This window comes from Vibrio sp. QJM3NY_35 (assembly GCF_057785915.1).
Map to the genome: position 1 here is coordinate 1,576,054 of NZ_CM173508.1, position 16,097 is coordinate 1,592,150.

14 protein-coding genes are annotated in these 16,097 nt (G+C 43.0%); 9 read left to right on the forward strand and 5 right to left on the reverse strand.

Annotated elements, in window-relative coordinates:
* Window positions 1–12 precede the first annotated feature (12 nt).
* A complete protein-coding gene (locus tag AC3CH3_RS22195; RefSeq protein WP_488538470.1) occupies window positions 13–1,236 on the reverse strand; it encodes an aromatic amino acid transport family protein in 1,224 nt (407 codons plus the stop codon).
* A gap of 446 nt (window positions 1,237–1,682) precedes the next feature.
* Between AC3CH3_RS22195 and AC3CH3_RS22200 the strand changes: the two genes are divergently transcribed.
* The 3 genes from AC3CH3_RS22200 to AC3CH3_RS22210 all read left to right on the forward strand — a co-directional run bounded on the left by AC3CH3_RS22200 (window position 1,683) and on the right by AC3CH3_RS22210 (window position 3,974).
* Window positions 1,683–1,811, forward strand: a complete 129-nt coding sequence (locus AC3CH3_RS22200; protein ID WP_017059831.1) for a hypothetical protein — start codon at window positions 1,683–1,685, stop codon at window positions 1,809–1,811.
* Between the two features lie 222 nt (window positions 1,812–2,033).
* Window positions 2,034–2,645: an acyl carrier protein phosphodiesterase gene (locus AC3CH3_RS22205; RefSeq protein WP_488538471.1), complete on the forward strand. Its 612-nt coding sequence runs from the start codon at window positions 2,034–2,036 to the stop codon at window positions 2,643–2,645.
* Between the two features lie 57 nt (window positions 2,646–2,702).
* Entirely contained in the window at window positions 2,703–3,974 is a 1,272-nt protein-coding gene (locus AC3CH3_RS22210; protein ID WP_488538472.1) for a DEAD/DEAH box helicase, read from the forward strand.
* A gap of 115 nt (window positions 3,975–4,089) precedes the next feature.
* On the opposite strand, the gene AC3CH3_RS22215 is transcribed toward AC3CH3_RS22210, so the two are convergent.
* Window positions 4,090–4,833 carry a TetR/AcrR family transcriptional regulator gene (locus AC3CH3_RS22215; protein WP_488538473.1) on the reverse strand — a complete coding sequence of 248 codons (744 nt, stop codon included), beginning with the start codon at window positions 4,831–4,833 and terminating at the stop codon, window positions 4,090–4,092.
* A gap of 150 nt (window positions 4,834–4,983) precedes the next feature.
* Here AC3CH3_RS22215 and AC3CH3_RS22220 point away from each other — a divergent pair, with 150 nt between their 5' ends.
* From AC3CH3_RS22220 to AC3CH3_RS22230, 3 genes are read left to right on the forward strand one after another with little or no spacing between them, the layout of a single operon-like run.
* A complete protein-coding gene (locus tag AC3CH3_RS22220) occupies window positions 4,984–6,072 on the forward strand; it encodes an efflux RND transporter periplasmic adaptor subunit (RefSeq protein WP_488538474.1) in 1,089 nt (362 codons plus the stop codon).
* Window positions 6,072–7,127: an efflux RND transporter periplasmic adaptor subunit gene (locus AC3CH3_RS22225; protein ID WP_488538475.1), complete on the forward strand. Its 1,056-nt coding sequence runs from the start codon at window positions 6,072–6,074 to the stop codon at window positions 7,125–7,127. The genes AC3CH3_RS22220 and AC3CH3_RS22225 overlap by 1 nt, the downstream gene beginning before the upstream one ends.
* The gene (locus AC3CH3_RS22230) at window positions 7,124–10,183 is read left to right on the forward strand and encodes an efflux RND transporter permease subunit (protein WP_488538476.1); all 3,060 of its coding nucleotides are present in this window, start codon (window positions 7,124–7,126) and stop codon (window positions 10,181–10,183) included. Before AC3CH3_RS22225 ends, AC3CH3_RS22230 begins: the two co-directional genes overlap by 4 nt.
* A gap of 180 nt (window positions 10,184–10,363) precedes the next feature.
* On the opposite strand, the gene AC3CH3_RS22235 is transcribed toward AC3CH3_RS22230, so the two are convergent.
* On the reverse strand, window positions 10,364–11,101 hold the full coding sequence (locus tag AC3CH3_RS22235) for an EAL domain-containing protein (RefSeq protein ID WP_029405478.1): 738 nt from the start codon (window positions 11,099–11,101) through the stop codon (window positions 10,364–10,366).
* Window positions 11,102–11,678: 577 nt separating this feature from the next.
* Window positions 11,679–12,314, reverse strand: a complete 636-nt coding sequence (locus tag AC3CH3_RS22240) for a hypothetical protein (protein ID WP_019821159.1) — start codon at window positions 12,312–12,314, stop codon at window positions 11,679–11,681.
* A 252-nt stretch (window positions 12,315–12,566) separates the two neighbouring features.
* On the opposite strand from AC3CH3_RS22240, the gene AC3CH3_RS22245 reads away from it, so the two are divergent.
* The 3 genes from AC3CH3_RS22245 (at window position 12,567) to AC3CH3_RS22255 (ending at window position 14,071) form a co-directional block, all read left to right on the forward strand.
* Window positions 12,567–12,812, forward strand: coding sequence for a DUF2164 domain-containing protein (locus AC3CH3_RS22245; RefSeq protein ID WP_017059821.1), 246 nt, complete (start codon window positions 12,567–12,569; stop codon window positions 12,810–12,812).
* A 153-nt stretch (window positions 12,813–12,965) separates the two neighbouring features.
* On the forward strand, window positions 12,966–13,505 hold the full coding sequence (locus tag AC3CH3_RS22250; protein WP_050650437.1) for a cytochrome b: 540 nt from the start codon (window positions 12,966–12,968) through the stop codon (window positions 13,503–13,505).
* Entirely contained in the window at window positions 13,502–14,071 is a 570-nt protein-coding gene (locus tag AC3CH3_RS22255) for a YceI family protein (protein WP_017059819.1), read from the forward strand. The genes AC3CH3_RS22250 and AC3CH3_RS22255 overlap by 4 nt, the downstream gene beginning before the upstream one ends.
* A gap of 313 nt (window positions 14,072–14,384) precedes the next feature.
* On the opposite strand, the gene focA is transcribed toward AC3CH3_RS22255, so the two are convergent.
* On the reverse strand, window positions 14,385–15,836 hold the full coding sequence (gene focA, locus AC3CH3_RS22260) for a formate transporter FocA (RefSeq protein ID WP_488538477.1): 1,452 nt from the start codon (window positions 15,834–15,836) through the stop codon (window positions 14,385–14,387).
* Window positions 15,837–16,097 lie beyond the last annotated feature (261 nt).

Below are 16,097 nucleotides of genomic sequence, written 5' to 3' on the forward strand. Positions count from 1 at the left end.
CGTATAGGTTTATTAGCCTAATGAAGGTAGTAACCCTACTGAAATAAGGATTTGAATTGCAATGATAAACACGCCAAAGCTACCCGCTAAAAACAACGCTTTGCTTCCACCTAATACTTGGTAAGTCTCTTGAGTATTTTGGCCATTAACGGCGAAATCAGTGTAACGAACTTTGTAAACCATCACTGTCGGTAACAGGATTGCGAGCACTGCTAGCGCAATTGCTGCGTAACCCAGAGCCATGATAAAGCCTTGTGGGTAGAACAAAGCAAAACCGAGTGGTGGAACGAAAGTGATCAATGCTGTTTTGACACGCTTAGCGCTGCCTAGCTTATTGCTCAATGAATCACCCATAAATTCGAATAGGCCCAAGCTCACGCCAATAAATGAGGTTAACAGTGCAAGATCGGCAAATACACCAACGATCACGCTAAGGTTAGATTGATGAACGGTCTGTGACAGTGAGACTAACAGTGCGCCCAAGCTGGTGTCTGACAATAGCTGCTCTTGGCTAATCACGCCTAAAGTCACGCTCTGCCAGAAAACATAGATGACCAAAGGCAATGCAGAACCAATGATCATGACCTTACGTAAAGAACGGACGTCACCATCAAGGTATCGAACAATCGAAGGAATGCTGCCGTGAAAGCCAAAAGAGGTAAACACAACCGGAATCGCCGCAACAATCAGGCCTTGCTGCAAAGGCATACTCATTAGGTACTGAGAAGTAATGTTGGGTGCTAGAAAGCTAAGCACTAGAACCATCGCGATTAGCTTTAAGCCAAACAAAACGCGGTTAACTTTATCAACACTGTGTGTACCAATCGTCACAACACCGGCAACTAACAGAGTAAATAGAAGGGTTGTGATTTGGCCGTTGAGTTTAATGCCTGCAATATCCGAAATACGTTGGTTGAATTGAGCACCACCGCCCGCAATGTAGGCTGCACATAAAGCGTAAAACAGAAACATAACGGCGAAGCTCGCAATCCACTTTCCTTTGTTCCCTAAAATTGTGTGAGCTAAAGTGTGTAGGGTTGCGTCCGATTCTGCGAATTGATGAAGCTCTACCATTAATAAAGCGGTAAAGGCCATTAATGCCCAAAGACACAGCATTAAGAAAAGCGAAGTTGAGAAGCCAATACCTGCAGAAGCAAGTGGAAGAGCGAGCATGCCAGCACCAATAGTGGTGCCTGCAATGATCAAAGTACTACCAAAAACCTTTGATTTATTCATTGTATATAATTCTTTACGTTAGAGTGTGTTTTCATTGTGATTCTTCTAGATTAAGCGCATAAACCCAAAGAATATCTCGATTTTCAAGTATTCTGATTGAGTTTAATTCCAAATGCAATCTCTAATGTAATTAAAAATATCCACTGTAAATTAATATTTACAATAATGAGTGACAGGGCATCAGAAATGTCTAAGCAAACGTTTGACCATGATCTGCTTCAAAATTTGTAGAGTAATTTGTTGTACTTGGTGTAAGGTAGCAGTACATATGTCGTTCGCGTATACCCCTTTAACGTAAATAAGCGTTAATGATCGCGAGTAGCTTCAAGCTATAAATATGGAATGGGTAGAGTAGAGTGCGTTCATCAAAGTGACATAATATAAGTCCAAGATGGTGTACTAGTTAACAGGACATTATGTCCACATCAAGGAATAGAGGGGGCACAATGAGTGACCAATCTTATAATGACGAAAGTCTTGAGTTGTTAGATGCTATGGAAATTGGCATTGATTTATCTGACTATGAACAAACAGTTAAACAATTAGCAGAAGAACTTTTTAAGTCTTCGAACTAAGCTTTTAAACCTTTAACTTGAGCTTTTTAAGCAAAAGTACTTAAACGAAAGCTTCCTTAGCTAAAAGTTTTTGTAGTTCAACGTTCTCAAATTAGACAATTCTTAAACTGAGCAAATCTCTTTCGCTCACACGTCATATCAAAACTATCCTCATTAAAGTTCGCGAAGATAAACGAGTACGTTTACCATGTTACTTAGTTCTCGATACTTTAATGAGGTTCAATGAACTTTCTCGCACACCTTCACATCGCCAAGCACTGTAACAGCAACTTAGCAGGTAACCTGTTGGGTGATTTTGTTAAAGGCGACCCTAATAAACACTATTCTGATTCGCTTTCTGACGGCATTAGGCTTCATCGATTTGTTGATAGCTATACTGATCGTCATGATGTATCTCGTTCTGCAAAATCACTTTTCTCAGACCAAACACGACACTTTGCGCCTATCGCACTCGATGTATTTTGGGATCACTGCTTAGCCAATCATTGGGCTCAATATTCGCAGCAGACATTAGAGCGTTTTTGTTTCGATAGCCATGAGCAGATCTTTGAACATCAAGAGCCACACTGGCCTGAAAATTTCGTTATGGTTCATCAGAAAATGGCTGAGCATAGATGGTTAGAGAGTTATCAAGACATGTCATCTATAGAGGTGGTGTTGCAGCGAATGGCGTTGAGAAGGCCTAAGCTCGGTATGCTCGAGGCATGTTACGATGACCTCGAACGTCACTATGATACGTTGCAGTGTCACTTTAATGAGCTTTATCCCAACGTTTTAGAGGAAGCTAAGCAGTTTAATACGTTTCAAATGAAGAAAAATCAAAAGGAAAGGTAAACAGTGTAATGCAGGTTTGCTACAATCCGCGCCTATTTAATCTTTGAGCATCATACTATGTCTGAATCTACAAAATCTTTTAACCAACTAGGATTATCTGAGCATCTTCTTACCACACTATCAGAGCTTAATTTTATGGCTCCGACCAGCGTTCAAGAACAAGCGATTCCATTGGTATTAGAAGGCAAAGATGTACTGGCTGGTGCTCAAACGGGTACAGGTAAAACGGCCGCGTTTGGTTTACCGATTATTCAAAGATTAATCGAGACGAAAGACAACGTTATTCCGAACCCTAAGCTCGTTCGTGCTCTTGTGTTAGTGCCAACTCGTGAATTGGCACAACAGGTTTTCGATAACTTAACTAGCTACGCAAAGGGCACCGACATTAAAGTCGTGGTGGCTTACGGCGGCGTTAGCATGAAGGTGCAAACTGATAACCTACGCGGTGGCGCAGATATTCTTGTCGCGACGCCTGGTCGTCTTATTGATCACATGTTCACTAGAAACATCATGTTGAGCCAAACGGAAGTACTGGTACTGGATGAAGCTGACCGTATGTTAGATATGGGCTTCATGCCTGACATCAAACGTATTCTTTCTCGCATGAACGAAGTGCGTCAAACCCTGTTCTTCTCTGCAACCTTTGATAACAAAATCAAAGCGATTGCACACCGTATGATGCAAAAGCCAAGTGAAATCCAAGTTACTCCAAAAAACAGCACCGCTGAAACCGTAACACAGATGGTTTACCCGGTAGATAAGTCGCGTAAAAGTGAATTATTAGCGTATTTGATTGGTTCAAAAAACTGGCAACAAGTGTTGGTGTTCACTAAGACTAAGCAGGGCACTGATGCTCTCGTTAAAGAGCTTAAGTTAGACGGCATTAAAGCGGCATCAATCAATGGCGATAAGAGCCAAGGTGCGCGTCAAAAAGCCTTAGACGATTTCAAGTCAGGCAAAGTTCGTGCGTTGATCGCAACGGATGTAGCAGCTCGCGGTATTGATATTCAGCAGCTAGAACAAGTTGTGAACTATGACATGCCATTCAAAGCAGAAGATTACGTTCACCGTATCGGACGAACTGGTCGTGCGGGCAACAGTGGTTTAGCGATCTCTTTGATGAGTCAGGACGAAGCTTACCTATTGGGTGATATTGAGCGATTACTTGATACGCGCTTGCCTCAAGAGTGGCTAGAGGGCTTTGAACCAAGCTTAGAAAAAGATCTAGCGCCCGATCGTGGTGGTCGCAGCAAAAGCCGTTCATCAGAAAAACGTAAGATGAAAGCAAAGCTTAAGATTCACCAAAACCGCGGTAAAGCACGTCGTTAACCAGCTGGACAAAGCTCCAGTTTAAAGATCTATACATATAAAAACGCGCCGTTACAGTGACTTCTGTAACGGCGCGTTTTTGTATCTTAAAAGCTCATAATGGGTATGAACCCGATTAAGCTTTATGTTCCTGGTTACACTTCCATACACAGGGCACTTCATAAATCAGCTCTTCAATCGAGGTTGGGTTTAGAACCCACTCTTCATCAATATTGAACTTGCTGACCATCTGCGTGTTGAAAAGCTGCCAATGTTTAAGTAGCGCATCTTCAGGAGAGGTAACCATATCGCCTTCATTCCAAGTGCTTTCCATAAAGGGAGTGAGGCATACAGCGCCGTTTGCGTACATGATCATTTGCCATTTAACTTCGTAAATGTTGATCATTTTGTCTGGGTTAGCTGCATTGTACTCAGCGGCAAGGCCGTTAATCTCTTTTTCAACATCGCCGACATTGTCGATGAAGTAATCGACAAGGTTGTCTTCTTGGCGAACAGAGTCTGAAATAAGTTGCATTGGCCTACGTGAGTGAATCATGTTGGTAAACAGACGCATGCTAAACAGGTAGATAGCGATATTTGGCGCAACATCTTTTGGTAGCTCTTCCATAATCTTACTGATGTAAGACTGAAAATAATCGTGTAAACAATCACTTATAGCATGCCAGATCTTTTCTTTGCTACCAAAATGGTGGCGGATAAGGCTATGTGATACGCCTGCTCTTTCACTGATGTTTCGTAGTGATACACGATCGTAACCTGAGTCACAGAACATCTCCGCGGCAACGCTCATGATCAAAAAACGCGTTTCTTCAGCGTCTTTTGCACTTCTTCTACCTTGTTTCTTTTCGGTCATCTTCATTTCACATAATTACCTGATTACCACATTCTACACTGTTTTTACTGAAATAAAAAATACTGCACAGGTGGAAAGTAAAGCTTGTGGAATCTAAAATTTTCAATATACTGCCCACCTGTGTAATAAATCATAATAATTAAATGGAGAAGCATAATGCAATCCAATTTGTCTATTCAAACGAAGACGAGTAAGCAGTTAGGAGTGGCGTTTGCCACACTCTTACTCGCAGGCTCTTTGACCGGATGTAATAAGGTTCAGTCAGAAGAAACCGTTCAAGTTGTTAAGCCAGTAAAGCTGTTTGAGATCCCCCAACAGACAGATATCGAGCTTGATAGTTTTATCGCAAAAGTGGATGCAACCGACCGTGCTGCGCTTTCCTTCCAAGTAGGAGGCGACATTGAAACCTTTGATGTTCGCATGGGACAAGAAGTGAAGAAAGGTCAGGTGCTCGCCGTATTAGATGCGACGGATTACCGTATTGCGGTTGATGCAGCACAAGCCAAATTTGATCTTGCGAATAGCCAATACAAACAAGCTTCTGAGTTGTACGCGAAAAAGTTAGTCAGTACCGATTACTACGACCAAGCCGTGAACACCTTTACTGCCGCTGACGTTGAGTTGGACCAAGCAAAAACAAACCTTGGCTACACCACCTTAGTTGCTCCATTCGATGGCGTGGTATCGATGGTGTTTGGAAAACAATATCAATTGATCGCAGAAAAGCAGCCTGTACTGAATATTTTGAATCACAGTGAGATGGACGTGACGTTTTCAATTCCAGTATCAAAGCTTGAAGACCGTTCTATTCAAGACCTAACGAGCTCAAACATGTGGGTTGTGATGGATAGCCACCGTGGTATTCGTATCCCGACTCGCTTTAAAGAAATCTCTACACAACCAGATGAAGACACCAACAGCTACCAAGCGGTTGTATCCATCGAAAAGCCGGAAGGCATCAATTTACTTTCTGGAATGACAGCGCAAGTTGAAGTTCAGAAGCATAAATCTGACTACGGTATTGGCATTGTTGATTCAGCTTGGTTAACCAAAGAAGCTGACCATGGTGAGCTATGGCGCTATAACCCTGACTCTCAATTGATTTCTAAAGTACAAGTCCTTCTTGATGAGCAAGGCAAGGTTATTGATGGGTTGTCGTCTGGCGACCTTATCGTTGAAGCGGGTGTGGATGTGTTATCCGATGGACAGCAAGTAAAAGCTTGGTTATGTGAGGGAGGTATTTAATGAACCTTTCCAAATTATCAATTGTTGTCGCGTCGGCTATGTTGCTTCAAGCCTGTAACAGTGAAGCCGTACACCGTGAACAACGCCCTCTGCTAGTTTCTACCTTTGAAGTTGGCGCGCCGCTGACTGATCAATTCAGAAGTTTTAACGGTCAGGTAATGCCCGCTGAATTGACCCCCTTGGCATTTAAGCTCGCAGGCGAAATCCAACAAGTCTTGGTAGAAGCCGGTGACAACGTCGAAAAAGGGCAGTTACTTGCGACCTTAGACAACGCAACGTATCTCCAAGATCTTACTGACGCTAACTCTCAATTCAAACTGGCGAGCAAGCAGTTAGCCCGTGGTACGGAGATGTTTGGTAGCAAGATGTTGTCGCAGTCAGAGCTAGACCAACTAACGGCTAACTATAAGCTGGCATCAGCGAATTTGGCGGCTGCAGAGCGCAAGCTAAGTTACACAGAGCTTTTAGCGCCATTTTCCGGGACCGTTTCTACCGTGGACAAGCAACGTTTCGAAAACACGACACCGGGGGAAACACTATTAAGCGTGTACCAGAACGACAAGGTATATGTACGAATTCAAGTATCAGATTCGATCTTGGCATCGATCAGTCCAGACATGCGTTCAAATAGCTATCGTCCTAAGGCGACCTTTGGCGGTCACACTGGCCAATATCCACTGACGTATTTGGAGCACACCAGTGAATTGCACCCGCAATCGCGTACTTACGAATTTTGGATGCAGATGCAACAACCTAAAAACGAAATCCTGCCGGGCACCAGCGTTACGGTGAACGTGGATATGGCGAAAGCTGGCTTGAGCGATGTTCAAGGCTACCAATTACCAATGACAACTTTAGAAGCGGGTTCTGAAGCGAATCAGTTTTATGTGTGGAAAATGGAAGACGGACAAGCATTCAAAAGCGAAGTAGAAGTCGACAAGATCAGTGGCCAAGGCGCATTAATCGCTCACGGTGTTGAGCAAGGTGATCGACTCGTAAACTCGAATCTAAGAAAACTCCGTGACGGAATCAAATTGTCAGGAAAAGCAGAATGAACATCGCAGAATATTCAATAAAAAACAAAGTAATCAGCTGGTTATTTCTCGTCATATTGGCCATTGGTGGCGTGACGTCTTTTGGTAATCTATCCCGTTTGGAAGACCCAGCTTTTACTATTAAAGATGCAATGATTATTTCAACTTACCCTGGCGCTACGTCAATGGAAGTTGAAGAAGAGCTGACTTACCCGCTTGAAAAAGAGATAAGACAGCTGCCTTATATCGACAAGATTACCTCAACGTCGTCGAATGGTATGTCTCAAATTATGGTGAGCATGAAGATGGACTACGGTCCAGACGAGCTACCACAAATATGGGATGAAATGCGTCGCAAGATCAACGATCTACAGCCCACGCTTCCTAGTGGCGTCAACTCAGTTCAGATCATTGATGATTTCGGTGATGTGTTTGGCGTGATGATTATGCTGACGGGTGATGGATACGATTACGTCGAGCTCAAACAGTATGCTGATTACCTCACACGTGAAATCGAACTGGTTGAAGGCGTAGGCAAAGTAAGCATTGCAGGAGACCAACAAGAGCAATTGTTCGTTGAGATGTCACTTGAGCGTTTAGCGGCGTTAAATCTAGACATGTCGACGGTGACAGCATTGCTCGCACAGCAAAACAGTGTGGTATCGGCTGGTGAGGTAATGCTCAATGGTCAAAGCCTAACCATCAAACCTAACGGCACGCTGAGCACGGTTGAAGAGTTAGAAAACTTAATCATTCATGGCCGCGATACGGGTAACCTAATTCGCTTGAAAGATGTCGCTGAGGTCACTCGCGGAATCCAAGAAAAGCCAGGTAACGTATTAACTTACAATGGCAAACCAGCAATCAACCTAGGCATTGCGTTCTCATCGGGCGTAAACGTGGTGGAAATCGGTAATGCGCTTGATGCAGAACTTGATCGTTTAGAAAGCATTAAGCCAGCCGGTGTTGAGTTGAATTACTTCTACAACCAAGCACAAGAAGTGGACAAGTCCGTTGCTGATTTCTTGATAAGCTTAGTGGAAGCGGTAGCAATTGTTATCATCGTACTTCTGTTCGCGATGGGCTTACGCAGTGGTTTGATCATCGGTTTAGTACTGCTACTGACTGTGTTCGGTACGTTCATCTTGATGGATTACAACGATGTTGAACTGCACCGTATCTCACTCGGTGCTTTGATCATCGCGCTAGGTATGCTGGTGGATAACGCGATTGTTGTCGTTGAAGGTATTTTGGTTGGCTTGAAGAAAGGCAAAACCAAGCTTCAAGCAGCGAAAGACATCGTCAAGCAAACACAATGGCCACTGTTAGGTGCTACCATTATCGCTATCACCGCGTTTGCACCGATTGGTTTGTCGAAAGATGCGACAGGCGAATTCATGGGTTCACTGTTTTGGGTACTGTGTTTCTCACTGTTTTTGAGTTGGGTAACTGCACTAACACTAACGCCATTCCTTGCCGAGATGTTGCTTAAAGAAGAAGACAAGGTTGATGAGAACGAAGACCCATACAAAGGCATCCTGTTTGTTGTATTCGGTGCGTGCCTGAAAGTAGCACTTCGATTTAGATGGCTTACTGTAGTCAGTATGGTTGCGCTATTAGCAGTTTCTGTTGTCGGTTTTGGTATGGTGAAGCAGCAGTTCTTCCCACCGTCAAACACGCCAATGTTTTACGTAGACATGTGGATGCCAGAAGGCACCGATGTTCGTGAAACGATCAAGCAGACAGAAAAGGTTGAAAGCTACATTCGCCAGCAAGACGACGTTGAGTTTGTGGCAACAACGGTTGGACAGGGCATGCAACGTTTTGCGCTGACATACCAACCAGAGAACAGTTACGAAGCGTATAGTCAACTGCAGGTACGAACGACTGATCGAGACACCATGTTTAAAGTCCTAGAAGGGCTAGACCAAGACTTGGCCAATAAATTTGAACAACCTACGTTCCAATTTAAATTGATTGAGTTTGGTCCGTCGCCGGCTTCAAAGATTGAAGCGCGTATTATCGGTGCTGACCCTCAAGTATTGCGTAGCATTGCAGTTGAAGTAGAAGATGTCTTACTTGCCGATCCAGGCTCACGAAATGTTCGTCACGATTGGCGTGAACGCACCAAAGAGCTAGTGCCACTGTTTAACGAATCAAAGGCACGTCGCCTTGGCATTTCAAAAACTGATTTGTCTGAGACGTTACAAATGGCGTTCGGCGGTTACAACATCGGTTTACTGCGTGATGGTACTCATATGTTACCTATCGTTGCGCGTTTACCTGAAGAAGAGCGTTTTGACTTTGAATCACTGAACAATGTGAAGATTTGGAGCCCATCGCTACAAACTTACATTCCGGTTGAGCAAGTGATTGATGGTGTAGAGCTTCAATGGTCTGAACCACTGATTCAACGTCGTGACAGAAAGCGTACGTTAACCGTACTGGCTGACCACGATGTACTTGGTGATGAAACGCCAGCAAGCTTGTTTGCTCGTGTGAAACCAAAGGTAGAAGCATTAGACCTACCAGAAGGCTACAGCATCAGTTGGGGTGGCGAATACGAAAGCTCAAAAGACGCACAAGAATCTCTATTTGGTTCACTGCCAATGGGTTACTTGCTGATGTTTATCATCACTATGCTTCTGTTTAACTCGCTTCGTAAGCCACTTGTGATTTGGTTTACGGTACCACTTTCTATCATTGGTGTTTCGATTGGTCTGTTAGGAACTAATATGCCATTCAGCTTCACGGCGTTCTTGGGCTTACTAAGTCTAAGCGGCATGATCTTGAAAAACGGTATCGTACTGCTTGACCAGATCAACACTGAACTATCAACAGGTAAAGACCCATATTTGGCGGTTGTCGACAGTGCGATTAGTCGTGTACGACCGGTATCTATGGCAGCATTGACGACTATCTTGGGTATGATTCCTTTGGTATTCGATGCATTTTTCGGCTCGATGGCGATTACAATCATGGCAGGCTTAGGCTTTGCTACCGTACTAACGCTAATAGTAGTACCGGTGATGTTCGCTATTTTATATAGAATCAAACCGTCCACTGCGGGTTATTAGGGAATGATATAAAACAGATTCTTTTAAGCCAGCCCAGTCAAATTTGACTGGGTTTTTTTATGCGTGTTGTCCCGTCCTGAAATGTGTTGACACGTGAGAGCGGCAAGAGGGTACGAATAGGCAAGCATTAAAAAAGCCGCTACTCAATGTTCAAGCGGCTTTGAGAAGGATAGGGCGATTCTAGATTGCGAGGCGTATGTCTAATTCAATCGGCTTTGGCATGGCTAAGTGATAGCCTTGATACATATTGAAGCCTAAGCCCTGCATCGCTTCGAGTTGTTGTTGGGTTTCTATGCCTTCAATCACAGTCTTTGCGCCAATTTGGTTTGCAAGATCAAGCACTAGCACCATTTCTCGAGTGTCGCCTTGTTCAAAGTCCAACATAACCGAGCGGTCTATCTTGATGATATGAGGGTTAATGTGGCGAACGCGCTGTTCGGTTGATGCTTGTGTTCCAAAGTCATCGACCGCTATTTGAAAGCCATTATCCGCAAGCGAAAGGGCGGCATCTTTCAAACGCTCTTCACTTTCTGCATTCAACTCTACCAACTCCATCACTATCTGGTCGCATGAAAGGTTAAGCTCGTGAAGGCGTTTAGCTAACAAGCTATCGCTGACCTTTTCTGCAGCAAACAACTCCCCAACGTTTGGAAGAACGTTCAAAAATAGGTGTAAATGACGGATTGTCGATTGTGCGAAGTTACGGATATGAATCGCTCGACTCAGCCTCTCGACATTGATTTTGTCTGTGCTTGAAGTTTCGTCGGAATGAAAGAAGTGATCAGGACGAACAATATCACCTTTGTTATTTGAAATGCGCACCAAAGCCTCAACACCTATTTGAGTCATAGAAGAGTCGAATATAGGTTGATAGACGCTTCTAAGCGTCAGGTCTTGGTATTTCGCAATAAACTGCATATCAGCATCTACGGATATACAGCTAATAAATTCACTTCTGTCTGATAAAATCATAGTCGCTAGTAAAGAGGGATTATTCAATGGCGGACGTACATGTCGCGGCTGTCACAATATTGACAGGTGTAAGTAAATTGTCAATTAATAAAAACTCATTTGTAGAGCCAATATTTAAATAAATATAATTAACGAAAAAACAGCATGATAATTGATATTAGTCATTAAAATTACTTATCATTTACCATTAATAATGATTATTGTGAATTTAATCTCTGAGTAATCTATCTCATATCAACATCAATCAATATAAGCTTTCAGCGTAAATACACCAGTTAAAAGTAGGGACAAAGCCCCAGGTTATGGGGGAATGTCAAAGTTGCAATATCAACAAGCAGCTCCGCTTGCATATAAATGATATCTACTTCTCAAAATATGAAAGATGATCTGATAAGTTATTATTTTATCGAAGATAAACTTTGATTGATTATTGGGTAGGGCTTGATATGTGTTTTTATAAAATATTGGGATAGAGGTCTAACAATGTACTTTCAAAACTGATTGAAAAAGTTGACCCGTATTCCTACTGCCATTGAAGTACCGCATAAAGTTGCAGGTATTTACGAACCAGTTGTTGATTTCCTGACCGTTTTAAAGGGTGTCCAAATTTAATAAAGCAAGGGCTGATTTTAAAGTTGTTATTTAACTCAGTGGCGAATTGAGAATCACTCTCTCTTAGCGTGATACCTTGTTGGCTATATTCCGTAACCTCGTCTGGGAGCTCACCCATCCACCAATGGAGTAATTCACCACTGTTTTTACTTCGGCTAATCCAATGGTCGGAGACAATGATCAAAACGTCATTGGGTTGAATGGAAAATCCATACTCTTGTTGCCAATTATGGATGTCTAACATCAACTTTCTACGACAGGTTTTCCCGGCACTCACCATATGATGACTGATCATCCAAACGGTACCGATCTCGGAAGATATTCGGAAGTGTCGAGGCGTTTCGCCAGAGGAAAGCATTTCAAGTGGGCTGATGTTGCTTGCATGATTAAAGCTAACGAAGGTGTGCTCCATTCGGCGGGCAAAGGCTTTACCGATGTGATGCTCACTGATCCCTTGGTTATGCACCGTAGGGTAATGACGCTCACAGAGTTTTAGACAATCGTCTTGAAAATGATTGACGCTTTTAATCACGAGATCTAATAACAATGAAGTCCCTTATACACAGCTACTATCTTATTGATGGGCAATAGTACGGTACTTGCGGTGCCGTTACCTATTGTCAAAGTGCGAGTTCTTGATCTCTCTATCAAAATTAACCATTGCTGAGTGATTTTATTGATAGCACTGGCGCTCTACTGGTCTGTATTCTAAATTATGAGGAATTCTAGCTAGTTACCTCGATTATAGTCTAGTTAGCAAATCACAATTGATCTACTTACTCTTTATTTGGAAACATTCATGACCATTCAACTAGATTCGAAGCAAAAGTCTGAGCTTACGCATACTCTTCAAAAATACCTGCAAGATGAACTCGATGTGGAGCTTGGCCAGTTCGACACAGAATTCTTGGTCGATTTCATAAGTAAAAAGTTTGGGGCGGTTTACTACAACAAAGGGATAGAAGACGCTCAAAAAGTCATGGAACGTAAAATGTTAGATATTTCAGATGAGCTTTACGAGATCGAACAAATCGTTGAAATCTAACGTTTACCCCAAACTTGTTCAAATAATTTGAATAACTCGTTTAATTTGAAATAATGTTACCAATGTAAAGCTTGGTAAATAATATGTTACACAAACTTGGTGTAGGGTACGCTTTTCGAAACTACACTACTCGTTAACATTCGGAAGAGATGCATGGACAACAACGTTAGAAATTACAACCCTTTAGCAAGAGCGATGCATTGGATTTCAGCTCTCGCGGTATTTGGCTTATTTGGTGTAGGCCTGTGGATGGTTGATCTTTCATACTACAGCGAGTGGTATAAAACAGCGCCAGACTATCACCGCTCGGTAGGCATTCTTTTGGCTGCTGTTACCGTTATCCGCTTGGTTTGGAAGCTAGTTACCGCGTCACCTAAAGTGGAAGGTAAAAGCTATGAAGTTGCAGCAGCGAAGATCGCTCACGGCTTCATGTACATCAACTTAGCGGTTTTATTTATTTCAGGTTATTTGATTTCGACATCAGATGGCCGCGGGATAGAGGTTTTCAATTGGTTCACTGTACCAAGTATGGGTGAACTGTTTGCAAACCAATCTGATCTCGCAGGAACGATTCACTACTATGCTGCATGGGTACTGATCATCATGGCATCAGTGCACGCCTTAGCGGCGATAAAACACCACGTTATCGACAAAGACGATACGCTACGAAAAATGATAGGAGCTTCAAAATGAAAAAGTCAATTATCGCTACAGGGTTAGCATTTGCAATGGCAATGCCTTTCGCTGCGAACGCCGCTGATTACGTGATTGATACAAAAGGTGCGCATGCTTCAGTTAACTTTAAAGTTAGCCACCTAGGTTACAGCTTTATCCAAGGTCGTTTTAACACATTCTCAGGTGACTTCTCATTTGATGAAAGCAACGTTGAAGCGTCTACAGTAAACGTAACGGTTGATACTACAAGCCTTGATTCGAACCACGCAGAACGTGATAAGCATATCCGTAGCGGTGATTTCATCGACGCTGGTAAGTTCTCTGATGCGACATTCAACAGCACAAAAGTGGTTGATAAAGGTGACGGCAAACTTGAAGTTATGGGTGACCTGAAACTTCACGGTGTAACTAAGCCTATCGTTATCGAAGCTGAATTCATCGGTGCTGGTCAAGACCCATGGGGCGGTGAGCGTGCAGGTTTCGTTGGTACAACTCGTCTAGAGCTTGCTGACTTCAACATTCCAGTAATGGGCGCTTCAAGCTATGTAGATATGGATCTACATGTTGAAGGCGTAAAGAAGTAATCTAGCTTTCTAGCTCTCTGACAGGTATCAACATTTTCTAGAAACATCAAAGTTTGGTCGATACTAAATAGGTCAGCAGTTAGCTATTTATTTAGTAACAGGGAAAGTAGCAAAATAGCTAGAATATAGAGAAAGGCGCTAAGTTTTCACTTTGCGCCTTTTTTATTGAGATAAATGGCAACGTGTTTAGGTTTGTTTTGTGTCAAACCGTTTAGTACGTTAAAAGCCACCATCTACCCCTAGCCAGTCAACGTTGCCATGACTGAGTTATCTAATTGAACTACTAATCCCTATTAGTTCAACTTACGATTAGTTAAGCCGTTTCTAGTTCAGCTTGTGGAACCACGTTTAGGCGGTCACCGTAGATTGGACGTAGTGCTTGCATCACTTCAATGCGAGTCAACACACCGACCATTACGCCATTTTCTAACACTGGCAGCATATGTGGTTGGCTTACTTTCATTGCTTTTGCACGCTCTTCTAGAGAAAGAGAAGTCAGGCGAGTTGCGAAGCCCATGCTTGTTGTCGGGTAAAGTTGCTCTTTGTCGATGCATAGGAACTCAGCAACGTCTACTAGCTTGTCGTTTGCATCGATAGCCACAACGTCACGGCTCATTAGGTCTACGACTTTCTGGCCTTTAGTTGGGATGTAATCTTGGCACCAAAGGTCCACCAATACGTCATGAACAGAGAAGATACCAACCAGACGACCTTCAACATCGCAAACAGGAGCGCTAACAAGTTGAGCGTCTAGAAGGGAATCAATTGCGACTGATGTAGGCATTTCTACGCTCAGTGTAATTGGTTGAGTGTTCATGATTTGCTTGATAGTCGTTGCTGTGTTCATAGTAATTTCCTTAACTGACGTAATTTCTGTTGTTTGTGTAATAGCGGTAATTTTTGCTGCTTTAAGTTGTGGGCGACGGTAAATGCTCCAATTGGCTAAGCCGACCAATACTGAACCACCTACGATGTTTCCGATTGTCACTGGTATTAAGTTCGCGGTGACAAATTGCATGATGTTTAGGTCTGCGTACTGGGCTGGTGTTGCGCCAATTTGCATCCAAAAACTTTCTGGTGCGAATGCTTGAATCGTGATGCCTAGTGGAACCATGAACATATTCGCCACACAGTGTTCAAAGCCTGAGCTTACGAACATTGCTACGGGTAGTACGGTCATCATTGCCTTGGTCATTGCGTTAGCAGAGCTGAACGTTAACCAAATCGCTAAACACACCAACAAGTTACAAAGCACACCTAAAGCAAATGCTTGAACAGGGCTGTGGTGTAGCTTGTGTTGAGCAATGTTCAGAGCGTTTAAGCCCCATTGCCCGCCATCCAGTTGATACAAACCTGCTGCGCTTACCAAAGCTAATAGGAACATGGCACCGATAAAGTTACCGACATACACCTTGCCCCAGATAGACAGCATCTTAGTGAAGGTGATCTGCTTGTTAGCCCATGAGATGCTTGATAACACTGAGCTGGTAAACAGCTCTCCACCACAAATCACAATCAAGATCAAACCCATACTGAATGCAAGACCGCCGGCTAAGCGACTCAATCCCCATCCAGCATCAGCGCTGCCCGTGGTTACCGTGATGTAGAATAGAAAAGCAAGCCCGATGAATGCGCCAGCCATGATTGCTAAACTCAATGTCATGCTGCTGGTTTTATTTGCTTTGCTTAATGCAAACTTCTCTGCTTCCGCCATCATTTCTGTTGGTGAGAACAGTTGATGATTTTCAGAAGTGCTGGTTGCCATATCCCCCCCTTGAACAATCCGTCATGTGTAATTCCTAGTGTTAATGACTTGGTTAATCCGTAATGGTTAATCAGTAATGTTTTGCAGGGCTCGTTGTGTCCTGCCATTCCAGATTAGGGGGTAGCGAGGTAGAGGTAAAATTGATAATTTTTAAAAACCACATCAAATTTATTGATATAGATTGGGTTACGAGTAGAATGAAATCGATTGCTCATCGGCTTGATAAAAAACGAGCATCAGGACACAAATAATTAAAAGCAT